At 58.4% G+C, this 13,898-nt stretch carries 12 protein-coding genes; 2 read left to right on the top strand and 10 right to left on the bottom strand.

What is annotated here, in order from left to right; translation table 11 throughout:
• Positions 1-15 precede the first annotated feature (15 nt).
• Complete coding sequence (locus tag V9L13_RS00890) at positions 16-468, bottom strand: PaaI family thioesterase (protein WP_338801188.1); 453 nt, start codon at positions 466-468, stop codon at positions 16-18.
• Complete coding sequence (locus tag V9L13_RS00885) at positions 465-941, bottom strand: PaaI family thioesterase (protein ID WP_103521563.1); 477 nt, start codon at positions 939-941, stop codon at positions 465-467. Before V9L13_RS00885 ends, V9L13_RS00890 begins: the two co-directional genes overlap by 4 nt.
• Positions 942-1,099: 158 nt before the next feature.
• On the opposite strand from V9L13_RS00885, the gene V9L13_RS00880 reads away from it, so the two are divergent.
• Positions 1,100-1,336, top strand: a complete 237-nt coding sequence (locus V9L13_RS00880) for a hypothetical protein (RefSeq protein ID WP_003223025.1) — start codon at positions 1,100-1,102, stop codon at positions 1,334-1,336.
• 75 nt (positions 1,337-1,411) lie between these two features.
• On the opposite strand, the gene V9L13_RS00875 is transcribed toward V9L13_RS00880, so the two are convergent.
• Together V9L13_RS00875 and V9L13_RS00870 are read right to left on the bottom strand one after the other, a co-directional pair.
• On the bottom strand, positions 1,412-1,813 hold the full coding sequence (locus tag V9L13_RS00875; protein ID WP_338801186.1) for an MAPEG family protein: 402 nt from the start codon (positions 1,811-1,813) through the stop codon (positions 1,412-1,414).
• Positions 1,813-2,550, bottom strand: coding sequence for a DUF599 family protein (locus tag V9L13_RS00870; protein ID WP_003223022.1), 738 nt, complete (start codon positions 2,548-2,550; stop codon positions 1,813-1,815). The genes V9L13_RS00875 and V9L13_RS00870 overlap by 1 nt, the downstream gene beginning before the upstream one ends.
• Positions 2,551-2,832: 282 nt before the next feature.
• Between V9L13_RS00870 and V9L13_RS00865 the strand changes: the two genes are divergently transcribed.
• A complete protein-coding gene (locus V9L13_RS00865; RefSeq protein WP_338801184.1) occupies positions 2,833-4,038 on the top strand; it encodes an ISL3 family transposase in 1,206 nt (401 codons plus the stop codon).
• A gap of 85 nt (positions 4,039-4,123) precedes the next feature.
• On the opposite strand, the gene brnQ is transcribed toward V9L13_RS00865, so the two are convergent.
• The 6 genes from brnQ to V9L13_RS00835 all read right to left on the bottom strand — a co-directional run bounded on the left by brnQ (position 4,124) and on the right by V9L13_RS00835 (position 13,770).
• Entirely contained in the window at positions 4,124-5,437 is a 1,314-nt protein-coding gene (gene brnQ, locus V9L13_RS00860) for a branched-chain amino acid transport system II carrier protein (protein WP_338801183.1), read from the bottom strand.
• A gap of 455 nt (positions 5,438-5,892) precedes the next feature.
• Entirely contained in the window at positions 5,893-6,774 is an 882-nt protein-coding gene (sucD, locus tag V9L13_RS00855; RefSeq protein WP_003223019.1) for a succinate--CoA ligase subunit alpha, read from the bottom strand.
• Positions 6,774-7,940, bottom strand: coding sequence for an ADP-forming succinate--CoA ligase subunit beta (sucC, locus tag V9L13_RS00850; RefSeq protein ID WP_003223015.1), 1,167 nt, complete (start codon positions 7,938-7,940; stop codon positions 6,774-6,776). Before sucC ends, sucD begins: the two co-directional genes overlap by 1 nt.
• Before the next feature lie 198 nt (positions 7,941-8,138).
• Complete coding sequence (gene lpdA, locus V9L13_RS00845; RefSeq protein ID WP_003223013.1) at positions 8,139-9,575, bottom strand: dihydrolipoyl dehydrogenase; 1,437 nt, start codon at positions 9,573-9,575, stop codon at positions 8,139-8,141.
• Between the two features lie 97 nt (positions 9,576-9,672).
• The gene (gene odhB, locus V9L13_RS00840) at positions 9,673-10,896 is read right to left on the bottom strand and encodes a 2-oxoglutarate dehydrogenase complex dihydrolipoyllysine-residue succinyltransferase (RefSeq protein ID WP_003223011.1); all 1,224 of its coding nucleotides are present in this window, start codon (positions 10,894-10,896) and stop codon (positions 9,673-9,675) included.
• 42 nt (positions 10,897-10,938) lie between these two features.
• Positions 10,939-13,770, bottom strand: a complete 2,832-nt coding sequence (locus tag V9L13_RS00835; RefSeq protein WP_003223009.1) for a 2-oxoglutarate dehydrogenase E1 component — start codon at positions 13,768-13,770, stop codon at positions 10,939-10,941.
• Positions 13,771-13,898 lie beyond the last annotated feature (128 nt).

Raw genomic sequence — 13,898 nt, 5'->3', positions numbered from 1 at the left:
AGTTGGGGGCAGCGTTCAGGATTTCAAGGGCTCATCAATTTTGAAGTGTGCACGGGCGGTGGCAATCGGTTCGCTCTCGGTGCTTTGCCAGGCGGTGATGGCAACGTTGGCCACGCGCCGGCCCTGGCGGCAGACCTGACATTTGGCCCAAGTGTCGCGAAACTGCCCGGCACGCAGGTAATCCAGGGAAAAGTCGATGATCTTCGGCACCCCGGGCGAACCGGTGAAGATCAGCAAATGCAACGCGGCTGCCAGCTCCATGAACCCGGCAATCACCCCGCCATGGATCGCCGGCAATAAAGGGTTACCAATGTTGTCCTTGTTCGCCGGCAGCTTGAACAGCAACTCATCACCGACCCGAGAGCATTCGACGCCGATCAATCCGGCGTAAGGAATGATCCGCAGCAGCGGCGCGTAGTCACCCTGAGCGTGAGCCTGTTGCAGTTGTTGCTTCCAGTCATCGCTCATCGGCTTTCTCCTTTGATCTTGCCACCAAATCCCTGTGTACCCTTCAGACCCTTGCCCATGCGCATGAAGGTACCGACGACGTGAGCGATGGGTTGCTGCGGGTCGTCCTGATAGGCAAAGCCGCGGGCGAAGATTACGTCGGTGGTGACCCGGTAACACTGGGCAAAGCCGTAGACATCCTTGTTCGGTTCGGCGGCGTGCATGTAGTCGATGCGCAGGTCCAGGGTCGGGCAGACTTCGAATTCAGGCAGCACGCACAACGTGGACATGCCGCACGCCGTGTCCATCAGCGAGGTAATGGCGCCGCCGTGGATGACCCCGGTCTGCGGATTGCCGACGATTTGCGCGCTGTACGGCAGCTTTACCGTCAGCCCTTCGCTGCTGGCGCTGTGCACCGTCAAACCGAGCACCTGACAATGACGCAGGGCCGAGAGAAATCGCGTTGCGCGCTCAAAAACGGGGTTTTCAGCCATTTGATAATTACTCTCGTCAGAGCCTTGTGCCAGTAGTAGGAAATAACGCAAAAGTTCCACTGAAAAACAAACTTATATATCTGAAAGAAATGAGGAACTTAACGTTGGAGGCAACGTTCTTAAGGCCAGTAGTTATTTTCCATAAGGAGAAACACCCCATGCGTAAGACTTTAGCTATTGCCTTGATGTTGACCGCTTCCCTCGGTCTCGCTGCCTGCGATAAAAAATCCGAGGACAAAGCTCAAGATGCCAACCAACATGCTGAACAAGCTCAGCAGAAAATGAACGAAGCTCAGGATAAAGTGAACGACGCAGCGAAAGAAAACGCTGAAGCCGCCAAAGATCAGGCTGAATCGAATCAGGCTGCTCAGGAAGAAGCTGCCAAGAAGCAATAATTGCGACTTGATGCAGAAAAAGAAAACCCGCCAAGTGCGGGTTTTCTTTTGCCTGTGATTTTTCGCTAGTGTCGCTTAGAGCAAGACGGTTCTAAAAGTCGGACTAATCATCAGCAACAAAGAACATATCAGGCCGACCAGCCAGACCAGGCTGCGCAGGGAGGGTTTATCAGCCAGGTACAGCCACAAGTAGAGAATCCGTGCGATCACGAAGATGATCGCCAGAGTATCGATCAACCAGCCTTGTGTTTGCGTGGTGTGCGCCATCAGCACACCGACGGCAAACAGGATGAACGCTTCGATGCTGTTCTGGTGCGCCGCCAGTGCCCGCGCGCCATAGCCAGTCAGTTGCGCCTGTTGCTGGCGCGGCAGATGGTTGTTGTAACCGCCCTGCTCTTTCATGGCCTTGCCCACCGGCATACGCGCGATGTAAATCAACAGTGCACTGATAAACACACACCAGAACGGAATACTCATCAAGCGGCCTCTTTATTGGTTTCGGGCAACGGCGCCTCTGTAGGGGTATAGACCATCACGTCGAGAACGTCGGAATGAAACTCGCGGCGGTACAACACCAGCACGACTCCAGCACTCATCAACATGAACAACCATGGGCTGACAAACCAGGCCAGCATGCTCATGCCGAAGTAATAAGAGCGCAGGCCGAAGTTGAACTGGTTGGCCGCCATCGAAATCACCCGCGCCGCCCGCAGTGCGAATGCCTTGCGCTCCTGCTCCGAGACCTGACGCTCACCGATCATCGGCGCTGAACCGACCAGCACCGCCGCAAAGTTGTACTGACGCATGCACCAGCTGAACGTGAAGAACGCATAGACGAACACCAGCGCCAGGCACAGCAACTTGATCTCCGACATGCCCTGCGACGCCTGCTGCACCATCGGGATGTCCGCCAGCAACGACACTGCACGCTCGGACGCACCGAGCACGGTGAGAATACCGGCGAGGATGATCAGGGTGCTGGAGGCGAAGAACGAGGCGTTACGTTCCAGATTGCCGATCACACTGGCGTCGGCGATGCGGTTGTCACGCAGCAGCATGCGGCGCATCCAGTCTTCGCGGTACAGGTGCAACACGCTGGCGAGGCACGCGGTGTCGCGGGCCTTCCACGACGCATAGCGGGTGTAGCCGCCCCAGCAGATGACGAACCAGAGCGCGGCGAGCAGGTGAATCAGGTTGGCTTGGATGAACGACATGCAATTCCCTGTGGAGTATGGATGCTACCTGTGGGAGCGAGCCTGCTCGCGAAAGCGGCGTATCACACAACATTGATGGCGGCTGGCACAACGCTTTCGCGAGCAGGCTCGCTCCCACATTAGGAGTTCGGCAGTGCTTCGACGTTAGCTCGCGAAAAAAGACACTGCCTGACACCCATAAAAAATGGTTCTTCACGGAATCCCGGGAAACACAGAAACAAGAACGCCGATTTGATTGATGATGTTCGTGCGAGCAAACACATCTAACAAACCGGCGTTCTTATGCGCGATATTAATACTTTCCTTCCGTTTTGGGAGGGCTTTTCTGTCGTCAACATCAAGCCTGATGGTGACGCCCTACAGATCGAACTGATTCCCCACGCCACCCGATTTCCTTCCTGTGGCGGCTGCCAGAAACCCTGTTCAACCACACATGAGTATTGTGAGCGAACCGTCCGCGATTTACCGATTCTCGGCCGTGCGGTGCGCCTCAGCGTGTTGCTCAGGCGTGTTGTCTGTCGTGACTGTGGTAAACGTATGGAGGCCGTCAGTTGGCTGGACCGTTATGCCCGCATGACGCGGCGCTTGGCCGAGGCGGTCATTCAGGCCTGCGAACGCCTCCCCACACTGCACGTGGCTCAACTGTTTGGGCTGCATTGGGACACCGTTCGGTTGCTGGAGCGTCGAGCTTTGCAAGCGGCGTTGAGCATTTTGCCAACGGCACAACCGCGACGTCTGGTGATGGACGAATTCGCCCTGTTCAAAGGTCATCGTTACGCCAGCGTGGTGCTGGATGCGGATACACGCCGCGTGCTGTGGATCGGTGAAGGCCGCAGCCGAGCAGCGGTCAGGCCTTTCTTCGAGGAATTGGGGCCAGAGGGTTGCGCTCGCATCGAAGCGGTGGCGATGGACATGAACACCGCTTTTGACCTAGAGGTTCGTCAGCACTGTCCCAACGCGCGAGTGGTCTACGACCTCTTCCATGTGGTGGCCAAATATGGCCGAGAGGTGATTGATCGGGTTCGCGTCGACGAGGCTAACCGGTTGCGTCACGACAAGCCTGCCCGCAAGGTTATCAAGCAGGCGCGATGGCTGTTGCTGCGCAATCCGCAGAACTTGAAAACGCCGGAACAACAGGTCCGCCTGGAGGATCTGCTGGCGGCCAATCAAGCGTTGATGACGGTCTACTTGATGAAGGCTGAACTCAAAACACTCTGGACCCCGAGTACTGCCTGGGGTTGGCGATCGGCCTGGAAGCAATGGCTGCGCCATGCGCATGAAAGCGAAATTCCAGCTCTGATCCAGTTCGCCACACGGCTAAAGGGTTACTGGCGGGGCATCGTGAGCCGGGTTCGCTGGCCGATGCACACCGGTCAGTTGGAAGGAATAAACAATCGAATAAAGGTCATCAAGCGGATGGCGTACGGTTACCGGGATAGCGAATTCTTTTTCATGAAGATCAAGAGCGTCTTTCCCGGTAATCCGTGATGAACCTAAAAAATGCCCCGTATCGATTGATACGGGGCATTTCTGTTTAAGCGCTGAAGACCCGCTTGTGGCGGGTCAGGCAACGTCAGGCAACGACTTCGCTGCGCTTGCCCAGCAGGCGATCGCAAACCACGGCGACCACCAGGGTCATCACGCATGGCACCAGCCACGCCAGGCCCTGCTCGCTCAACGGCAGGTGCGACAGCTGCGACGGCATCCAGTCAGCCAGACCGGCGCCCTTGAGGGCGTCGATGGTGCCAAACAGGAACGACACCAGCATCACCGGGCCGAGGATCCGACCGTGTTCATGCCAGAAGTCCTTGCAGAAGCTCAGGGCCACCAGAACGATGCACGGCGGGTAGATCGCGGTCAGCACCGGGATCGAGAACGCGATCAGCTTGGTCAGGCCCAGGTTCGACACCAGCAGCGAGAACGCGGCCAGAATGATCACCAGGGTCTTGTAGGACAGTGGCAGCACGCGGCTGAAGTATTCAGCGCAGGCACAAGTCAGACCGACCGCCGTCACCAGGCACGCCAGCGAGATCAGCACCGCGAGGAAACCGCTGCCCAGCGAACCGAAGGTGTGCTGCACGTAAGCGTGCAATACCGCCGCGCCATTGGTGGCACCCGCCGCGACTTCATGGCTGCCGGAACCGAGGCGGAACAGGCTGATGTACACCAGCGCCAGGCCGACACCGGCGATGAGGCCGGCAATGATCGCGTAACGGGTGATCAGCGCAGGCGACTCGACGCCACGGGAGCGGATCGCGTTGACGATGACGATACCGAACACCAGCGCGCCGAGGGTATCCATGGTCAGGTAACCATTGATGAAGCCCTGGGAGAACGGTGCCGCGACGTATTCAGGCGTGGCCTGACCGATATCACCGGCCGGCAAGGCGAACGCGGCGATGCCGAGTACCGCCAGGGCGATGATTTTCAGCGGCGCGAGGAAGCGCCCAACGGTATCGAGCAGACGCCCCGGATACAGCGAGATGAAGAACACCAGCAGGAAGTACACCGAGCTGTAGAGGAACAGCGCCAGCGGGCTTTCGCCGGTCAGTGGCGCCAGACCCACTTCGAACGACACGGTCGCAGTGCGCGGGGTGGCGAACAGCGGGCCGACCGCCAGGTAGCACGCCGCGGCAAGCACACCGCCGGCGATCTTGCCAATCGGGCTGCTCAGTGCATCCATCGCACCACCGACCTTGGCCAGAGCGACGACGGTGACCACCGGCAGACCGACTGCCGTGATCAGAAAGCCCAGCGCCGCCATCCAGACGTCAGGTCCGGACTGCAGGCCGACGATAGGCGGGAAAATGATGTTGCCGGCCCCGACGAACAGGGCAAATGTCATAAAGCCCAGTGCCAGGATGTCCTGACCTTTCAAAACTTTCATTAAGGAAATACCACACTACTGAATCGGAATTTAGAGGGGGATTTCCCTGTGGGGTTAGGGAAATGCTGTCAGTCCGTATAAGACTGACCCGTTTAGCGCGTTGCATGCCTTGTGGGCGGCAGACGCAAAAATGGCTGCTAGCCTAACGAATTTGTCTGACAAACGCACTGTTTGAGGGCGAACTATCCGATACACGACGTGTCTGTGTCGCGTTTACGCATTTATTTTTCCTGCGGAGCACTCCGTGGCGAGGGAGCTTGCTCCCGCTCGACTGCGCAGCAGGCGCAAATCCCGAAAACACTCATGAATCCGAAGATTGCATTAGGGCCGCTTCGCAGCCCAGCGGGAGCAAGCTCCCTCGCCACAAGAATCCACTCAAATACCCATATGCCAGAAACAACAAAGGCCACCCGAAGGTGGCCTTTGTCTGGTGAAGCGTCAGTCAAGCCCGAGGCTTACTTGACAGCCCAACCGGTCAGCTCGGCCAGGGCCTTGCCGATGTCTGCCAGCGAACGCACGGTTTTTACGCCTGCGTCCTGCAGCGCAGCGAATTTCTCGTCTGCAGTGCCTTTGCCGCCAGAGATGATTGCGCCAGCATGGCCCATGCGCTTGCCCGGAGGAGCAGTCACACCAGCGATGTAGGAAACAACCGGCTTGGTCACGTGTGCCTTGATGTAGGCAGCCGCTTCTTCTTCAGCCGAACCGCCGATCTCGCCGATCATCACGATCGCTTCGGTCTTCGGGTCTTCCTGGAACAGCTTCAGGATGTCGATGAAGTTCGAACCCGGGATCGGGTCACCACCGATGCCGACGCAAGTCGACTGACCGAAACCGGCGTCAGTGGTCTGCTTCACAGCTTCGTAGGTCAGGGTGCCGGAACGCGAAACGATACCGACCTTGCCTGGCAAGTGAATGTGACCTGGCATGATGCCGATCTTGCATTCCCCTGGGGTGATCACGCCTGGGCAGTTAGGGCCGATCAGGGTAACACCCAGCTCGTCGCACTTAACTTTAGCGTCCAGCATGTCCAGGGTAGGAATGCCTTCGGTGATGCAGACGATCAGCTTGATGCCGCCGAACGCTGCTTCCAGGATCGAGTCCTTGCAGAAAGGAGCCGGAACGTAGATCACGCTGGCGGTAGCGCCAGTGGCAGCAACTGCGTCTTTAACGGTGTTGAACACTGGCAGACCCAGGTGCTCGGTGCCGCCTTTGCCCGGAGTTACGCCGCCAACCATCTTGGTGCCGTATTCGATGGCTTGCTGGGTGTGGAAACTACCTTGCGAACCGGTAATACCCTGGCAGATAACTTTGGTGTCTTTGTTGATCAGGACGCTCATTATTTGCCCTCCGCAGCTTTGACAACTTGTTGAGCAGCGTCGGTCAGGCTGGTAGCAGCGATGATGTTCAAACCGCTTTCTGCCAGTACTTTAGCGCCCAGCTCAGCGTTGTTGCCTTCAAGGCGAACAACAACCGGGATTTTCACGCCGACTTCTTTCACAGCGCCGATGATGCCTTCGGCAATCATGTCGCAGCGAACGATGCCGCCGAAGATGTTGACCAGTACTGCAGCGACGTTGGTGTCGGACAGGATGATCTTGAAGGCTTCGGTCACGCGCTCTTTGGTAGCACCACCACCTACGTCGAGGAAGTTGGCTGGCTTGCCGCCGTGCAGGTTGACGATGTCCATGGTACCCATGGCCAGGCCGGCACCGTTGACCATGCAGCCGATGTTGCCTTCCAGTGCTACGTAGTTCAGTTCGAACTTGGCAGCGTGCGCTTCGCGCGGATCGTCTTGCGACGGATCGTGGAAAGTCTTCAGCTTAGGCTGACGGTACATGGCGTTAGCGTCGATGTTGATCTTGGCGTCCAGGCAGTGCAGATCGCCGTCAGCCTTGATCACCAGCGGGTTCACTTCCAGCAGGGCCAGATCGTGATCCTGGAACAGTTTGGCCAGACCGACGAAGATCTTGGCGAACTGGGCAACTTGCTTGCCTTCCAGACCCAGTTGGAACGCCAGCTCGCGACCCTGGAACGGCTGAGCGCCAACCAGTGGATCGATAGTGGCTTTCAGAATTTTTTCTGGAGTGTCGTGAGCGATTTTCTCGATGTCCACGCCACCTTCGGTGGACGCCATGAACACGATGCGACGGCTCGAACGGTCAACGACAGCGCCCAGGTACAGCTCTTTAGCGATATCAGTGCACGATTCAACCAGGATCTTGGTGACTGGCTGACCATTGGCGTCAGTCTGGTAAGTCACCAGACGCTTGCCCAGCCACTGCTGTGCGAAGGCCTTGGCGTCTTCTTTGTTGCGAACCAGCTTGACGCCGCCCGCTTTACCGCGACCACCGGCGTGGACCTGGGCTTTGACAACCCACTCGCTGCCGCCGATTTTGTCGCAAGCTTCTGCTGCTGCTTCCGGGGTGTCTACTGCGTAACCAGTGGAAACTGGCAGGCCGTATTCAGCGAACAGCTGCTTACCCTGATACTCGTGAAGATTCATGCTTTTTACCGTCTTCGTTAGGTACTGCGCATTCGGCGCTGCGCTCTTGATGAGTGCCGCGCCACCTGTGACTGCTGCTTGCGTAGCCTTTCCGGATACCCGGTGCAGCTACGCAAGACTGCGTCCAGCGGACATTCCGCGGTGAGACTTGCTCGCAAGGCTCACGACGGGCCGTTACCGCCGTGGTTTCTTATTGTCTTAACGCTTCTTGCGGTTGGCGATGTGGATGGCGCCGCCATTCACAGCCAGAGCAGCTTCGTGCAAGGCTTCAGACAGGGTCGGATGGGAGAAAACCATCATGCCCAGGTCTTCAGCGCTGGTGCCGAATTCCATACCGATCGCGCCCTGCTGAACCAGTTCTGCAGCGCTCGGGCCAATCACGTGCACGCCCAATACGCGGTCAGTCTTGGCATCAGCGATGACCTTGACGAAACCACCGGTATCGTTGGCAGCCATGGCACGGCCGGAAGCGGCGAACGGGAAGGTGCCGACGTTAACTTCAACGCCTTCGGCTTTCAAGGCCTGCTCGGTTTTGCCAACCCACGCGATTTCCGGGTGAGTATAAATAACCGAAGGGATCAGGTCATAGTTCATCTGGGCTTTGTGGCCCTTGATGCGCTCGACAACCATGATGCCCTCTTCCGAGGCCTTGTGCGCCAGCATCATGCCGCGAACCACGTCACCGATGGCGTAAACGCCCGGTACGGTGGTGGCGCAGTGATCGTCAACGTGCACGAAACCGCGCTCGTCCAGGGTCACGCCGCTGTCGGCAGCCAGCAGATCAGTGGTCACCGGACGGCGACCAACGGCTACGATCAGCTTGTCAAAAGTGATGGTCTGTTCGCCGTTGGCATCGGTGTAGTTAACAACGACTTCGTCGCCGTTGACTTTGGAACCGGTGACGCGAGCGCCCAGCTTGATGTCCAGACCCTGCTTGGTCAGGGTTTTCAGCGCTTCCTTGGAAACGGCGGTGTCCGCTGCCATCAGGAACGTGTCCAGAGCTTCCAGGACAGTCACTTCTGCACCCAGACGCGACCAGACCGAGCCCAGCTCCAGACCGATCACGCCAGCGCCGATCACGCCCAGACGTTTAGGTACGGATTGGAATTCCAGAGCGCCAGTCGAATCGACGATGACTTTCTGATCGACCGGAGCCGGTGGAATGTCGATCGGACGCGAACCTGGCGCCAGGATGACGTTTTCGGCTTCGATGACTTCAACCGAGCCGTCCGGCTTGGTGACTTCGACTTTCTTGCCAGCCAGCAGCTTGCCGTGGCCCTGAATCGAAGTAACGCCGTTGGCCTTGAACAGGGTGGCAACGCCGCCGGTCAGGTTCTTGACGATGCCAGCCTTGCGGCCAACCATCGCAGCGACGTCCATTTTGACTTCGCCGGTCGAGATACCGTGAACGTTGAAGCTCTCTTTGGCTTCCTTGTACTTCCAGGAGCTGTCGAGCAGCGCCTTGGACGGAATGCAGCCGACGTTCAGGCAAGTACCGCCGAGGGCCTGCTTGCCTTCAGCGTCGGTGTACTTCTCGATGCAGGCAGTGGTGAGACCCAGCTGCGCGGCCTTGATGGCAGCTACATAGCCGCCAGGGCCGGCACCGATCACTACTACGTCAAATTTCTGCGACATTCAAAAAATCCTCTTGAGCGAAAAGCTTCAAGCCGCGCGCTGCGGGCCGCACCGCCGTTTCCGACGGTACGCTACCCACAGCGCATGGCTGCTTCTATCAGATATCCAGCAACAGACGAGCCGGGTCTTCCAGCAGGTTCTTGATGGTCACCAGGAAGGTTACAGCTTCTTTGCCATCGATCAGACGGTGATCGTAGGACAGTGCCAGGTACATCATCGGGCGGATCACGACCTGACCGTTGATGGCCATAGGACGCTGGATGATGTTGTGCATGCCCAGAATCGCTGCCTGCGGCGGGTTGACGATCGGAGTCGACATCATCGAACCGAAGGTACCACCGTTGGTGATGGTGAAGGTACCGCCAGTCATCTCTTCCATCGACAATTTGCCGTCACGGGCTTTCTTGCCGAAAGTGGCGATGCCGCCTTCGATTTCAGCCAGGCTCATCAGCTCGGCGTTACGCAGAACAGGTACGACCAGACCACGGTCGCTGGAAACGGCAACACCGATGTCGGCGTAGCCGTGGTAAACGATGTCCGCGCCGTCGATCGAAGCGTTGACCGCCGGGAAGCGTTTCAGCGCTTCGGTGGCAGCCTTGACGAAGAACGACATGAAGCCCAGGCGTACGCCGTTGTGTGACTTCTCGAACAGGTCCTTGTACTTCGAACGCAGGGCCATGACTTCGGTCATGTCGACTTCGTTGAACGTGGTCAGCATCGCCATGTTCGACTGGGCTTCAACCAGACGCTCGGCAACCTTGGCACGCAGACGGGTCATCGGCACGCGTTTTTCAACGCGATCACCGGCAGCGAATACCGGAGCAGCGGCAGCCGGAGCAGCAGCCTTGGCAGGTGCGGCAGCTGGAGCGGCTTTCTTCGCGGCAACAGCAGCGACCACGTCTTCCTTGGTCACACGACCACCCTTGCCGGTGCCGGCAACGGAAGCGATGTTGATGCCATTCTCTTCAGCCAGCTTGCGCGCAGCAGGAGCAGCAACAGGATCGTCTTCGCCTTCGGCAGCAGCCGGTGCGGCGGCAGCAGCGGCCGGAGCAGCAGCGGCGGCTGGAGCAGCGGCAGCAGCGCCGCCCGCTTCGATGGAGCCCAGAACTTCGTCGGACAGAACGGTGTCGCCTTCGTTCTTGACGATTGCGCCCAGCACGCCGTCGGCGGTAGCCAGCACTTCCAGTACGACTTTGTCGGTTTCGATGTCGACGATCAGGTCGTCACGCTTGACGGCGTCGCCCGGTTTTTTGTGCCAGGTGGCAACGGTGCCATCGGCAACCGATTCCGGGAAAGTGGGGGCTTTGATCTCGATAGCCATTATCTGTGGTTCCTTAAATTCGGTTTCAGGTGCGCGAAGGCGTTAAACGGTAAACGCGTCTTGCAGCAGTTTTTCCTGCTGCTCGGCGTGCATCGATGCGTAACCACATGCTGGGGCAGCAGAAGCCTCACGGCCCGCGTACTCGAGTACGAGAGACTTGTTGAGGTTACCGATGCTGCGACGCAAGTGATGCTGGCTGCAGTACCAGGCACCCTGGTTCATCGGCTCTTCCTGACACCAAACGGCATGCTTGACGTTGGTATAAGGCGCCAGGACTTCTTTCAAGTCGTCCTCAGGGAATGGATACAGCTGCTCGATACGCACGATGGCGATATCGTCACGGCCTTCGGCACGGCGTTTTTCCAGCAGGTCGTAGTAGACCTTGCCGCTACACAGAACAACGCGCTCGACCTTTTTCGGGTCCAGGGCATCGATTTCCGGGATCACGGTCTGGAACGAACCTTCGGCCAGATCTTCCAGGGTCGAGACGGCCAGTTTGTGGCGCAGCAGCGACTTCGGCGTCAGCACTACCAGAGGTTTGCGCAGCGGGCGAATCACCTGACGACGCAGCAAGTGGTAGATCTGGGCCGGAGTGGTCGGCATGCACACCTGAATGTTGTGCTCGGCGCACAGCTGCAGGTAACGCTCAAGACGTGCCGAGCTGTGCTCAGGACCCTGACCTTCGTAGCCGTGCGGCAACAGCATGGTCAGACCGCAGAGACGGCCCCACTTGTGTTCGCCGCTGGTGATGAACTGGTCGATAACAACCTGTGCACCGTTGGCGAAGTCGCCGAACTGGGCTTCCCAGATCACCAGCGCGTTTGGCGTGGTGGTCGAGTAGCCGTATTCGAAGGCCAGTACCGCTTCTTCCGACAGGAACGAGTCGTACAGGTCAAAGCGTGGCTGACCTTCGTACAGGTGTTTCAGCGGAATGTAGGTGCCAGCATCTTTCTGGTTGTGCAGCACAGCGTGACGGTGCGAGAACGTACCGCGGCCGATGTCCTGACCGGTCATGCGGATCGGGTGACCTTCGAACGCCAGGGTCGCGTACGCCATGGTTTCGGCGTAACCCCAGTTGATCGGCAGGCCGCCGGCTTGCATCTTCTGACGGTCTTCGTAGATCTTCGCAACCTGACGCTGAACCACGAAGCCTTCCGGAATTTCCAGCAGCTTGGCGGACAGTTCCTGCAGGGTCTTCAGATCGAAACGCGTGTCGTGACGCGCAGTCCAGGCGTGGCCCAGATACGGACGCCAGTCCACGAACAGCTCTTTGTTCGGCTCTTTGACCAGCGATTTCACGACGTGCAGACCGTTGTCCAGCGCGTTGCGATATTCGTCGACTTTCGCCTGAACACGCTCTGCGTCGAGTACGCCGGCCTGTGTCAGACGATCAGCGTACAGCTCACGGGTGGTGCGCTGCTTGGTGATCTGCTGATACATCAGCGGCTGGGTACCGCTTGGCTCGTCGGCCTCGTTGTGGCCGCGACGACGGTAGCAGACCAGGTCGATCACCACGTCACGCTTGAACTGCATGCGGTAGTCGATGGCCAACTGGGTCACGAACAGCACGGCTTCCGGATCATCGCCATTCACATGGAGGATCGGCGCCTGAATCATCTTCGCAACGTCGGTGGCGTACTCGGTGGAGCGCGAGTCCAGCGGGTTGCTGATGGTGAAACCGACCTGGTTGTTGATCACGATGTGCACGGTACCGCCGGTCTTGAAACCGCGGGTCTGCGACATCTGGAAGGTTTCCATGACCACGCCCTGACCTGCGAATGCAGCGTCACCGTGGATGGAGATCGGCAGAACCTTCTCACCGGTCGGGTCGTTACGACGATCCTGACGGGCGCGAACCGAACCTTCTACCACCGGGGAAACGATTTCCAGGTGGGACGGGTTGAACGCCATGGCCAGGTGAACTTCACCGCCGGCGGTCATCACGTTGGACGAGAAGCCCTGGTGGTATTTAACGTCACCGGAACCCAGCTCGACCTTCTTCTTGCCTTCGAACTCGTCGAACAGCTCGCGCGGGTTCTTGCCGAAGGTGTTGACCAGCACGTTCAGACGGCCACGGTGGGCCATGCCGATGACGACTTCCTTGGTGCCGTAGGAACCGGAACGCTGGATCAGTTCGTCGAGCATCGGAATCAGGCTTTCGCCGCCTTCCAGACCGAAACGCTTGGTGCCCGGGTATTTGGTGCCCAGGTATTTTTCCAGGCCTTCACCGGCAGTGACGCGCTCGAGCAGGTGGCTCTTGATGTCGGCGGAGTACGTCGGACGACCACGCACGCTTTCCAGACGCTGCTGGAACCAGTGGCGCTGCTCGGAATCGGTGATGTGCGTAAATTCAGCGCCGATGGTGCGGCAATATGTCTGCTGCAACGCTTCGTGAATTTCGCGTAGGCTCGCTTCCTCTTTGCCGATGAACAGGTCGCCGGCACGGAAGGTCGTATCAAGATCGGCATTGGTCAAGCCGTAATGATTGATCGACAGGTCTGCAGGTGCAGGACGCTGCCACAGCCCCAGCGGGTCCAGCTGGGCTGCCTGGTGGCCACGCATACGGTAGGCCTGGATCAATCGCAGCACTTCAACTTGCTTCTTCTCGTGCTCACTGCTCACGCTACCGGCGGAAACCGGTTGGGCGCGGCGCTGGTTCTTTGCCAGCAGCACGAAATGATCGCGAATTGTGGAGTGCGAAACATCAGTGGCAGAGCTGCCGTCGGCAGGCAGCTTCTGAAAGTAGGTGCGCCACTCTTCTGGCACAGCGTTAGGGTCGTGCAGGTAGAGCTCATAAAGCTCTTCCACATAGGCAGCGTTTCCACCTGAAAGGTAGGCGCTGTTCCACATGCGCTGCATCACGCTTTCTTGCATGCTTGGTCACCCTCGGTTAGGGGAACACCATCGGCGTCAATACCGAGCAAACTTGCAGAAGTCCGAATGCAGCGACCAAAACAAGCCACTTAGGATCACGCTGATAGTCCGGGTACCAGCCCGGATGC

Source organism: Pseudomonas sp. RSB 5.4 (assembly GCF_037126175.1).
Lineage (GTDB): Bacteria > Pseudomonadota > Gammaproteobacteria > Pseudomonadales > Pseudomonadaceae > Aquipseudomonas > Aquipseudomonas fluorescens_H.
Note: the sequence above shows the minus strand (reverse complement) of the source record. Positions and strands in the feature narration are given on the sequence as shown.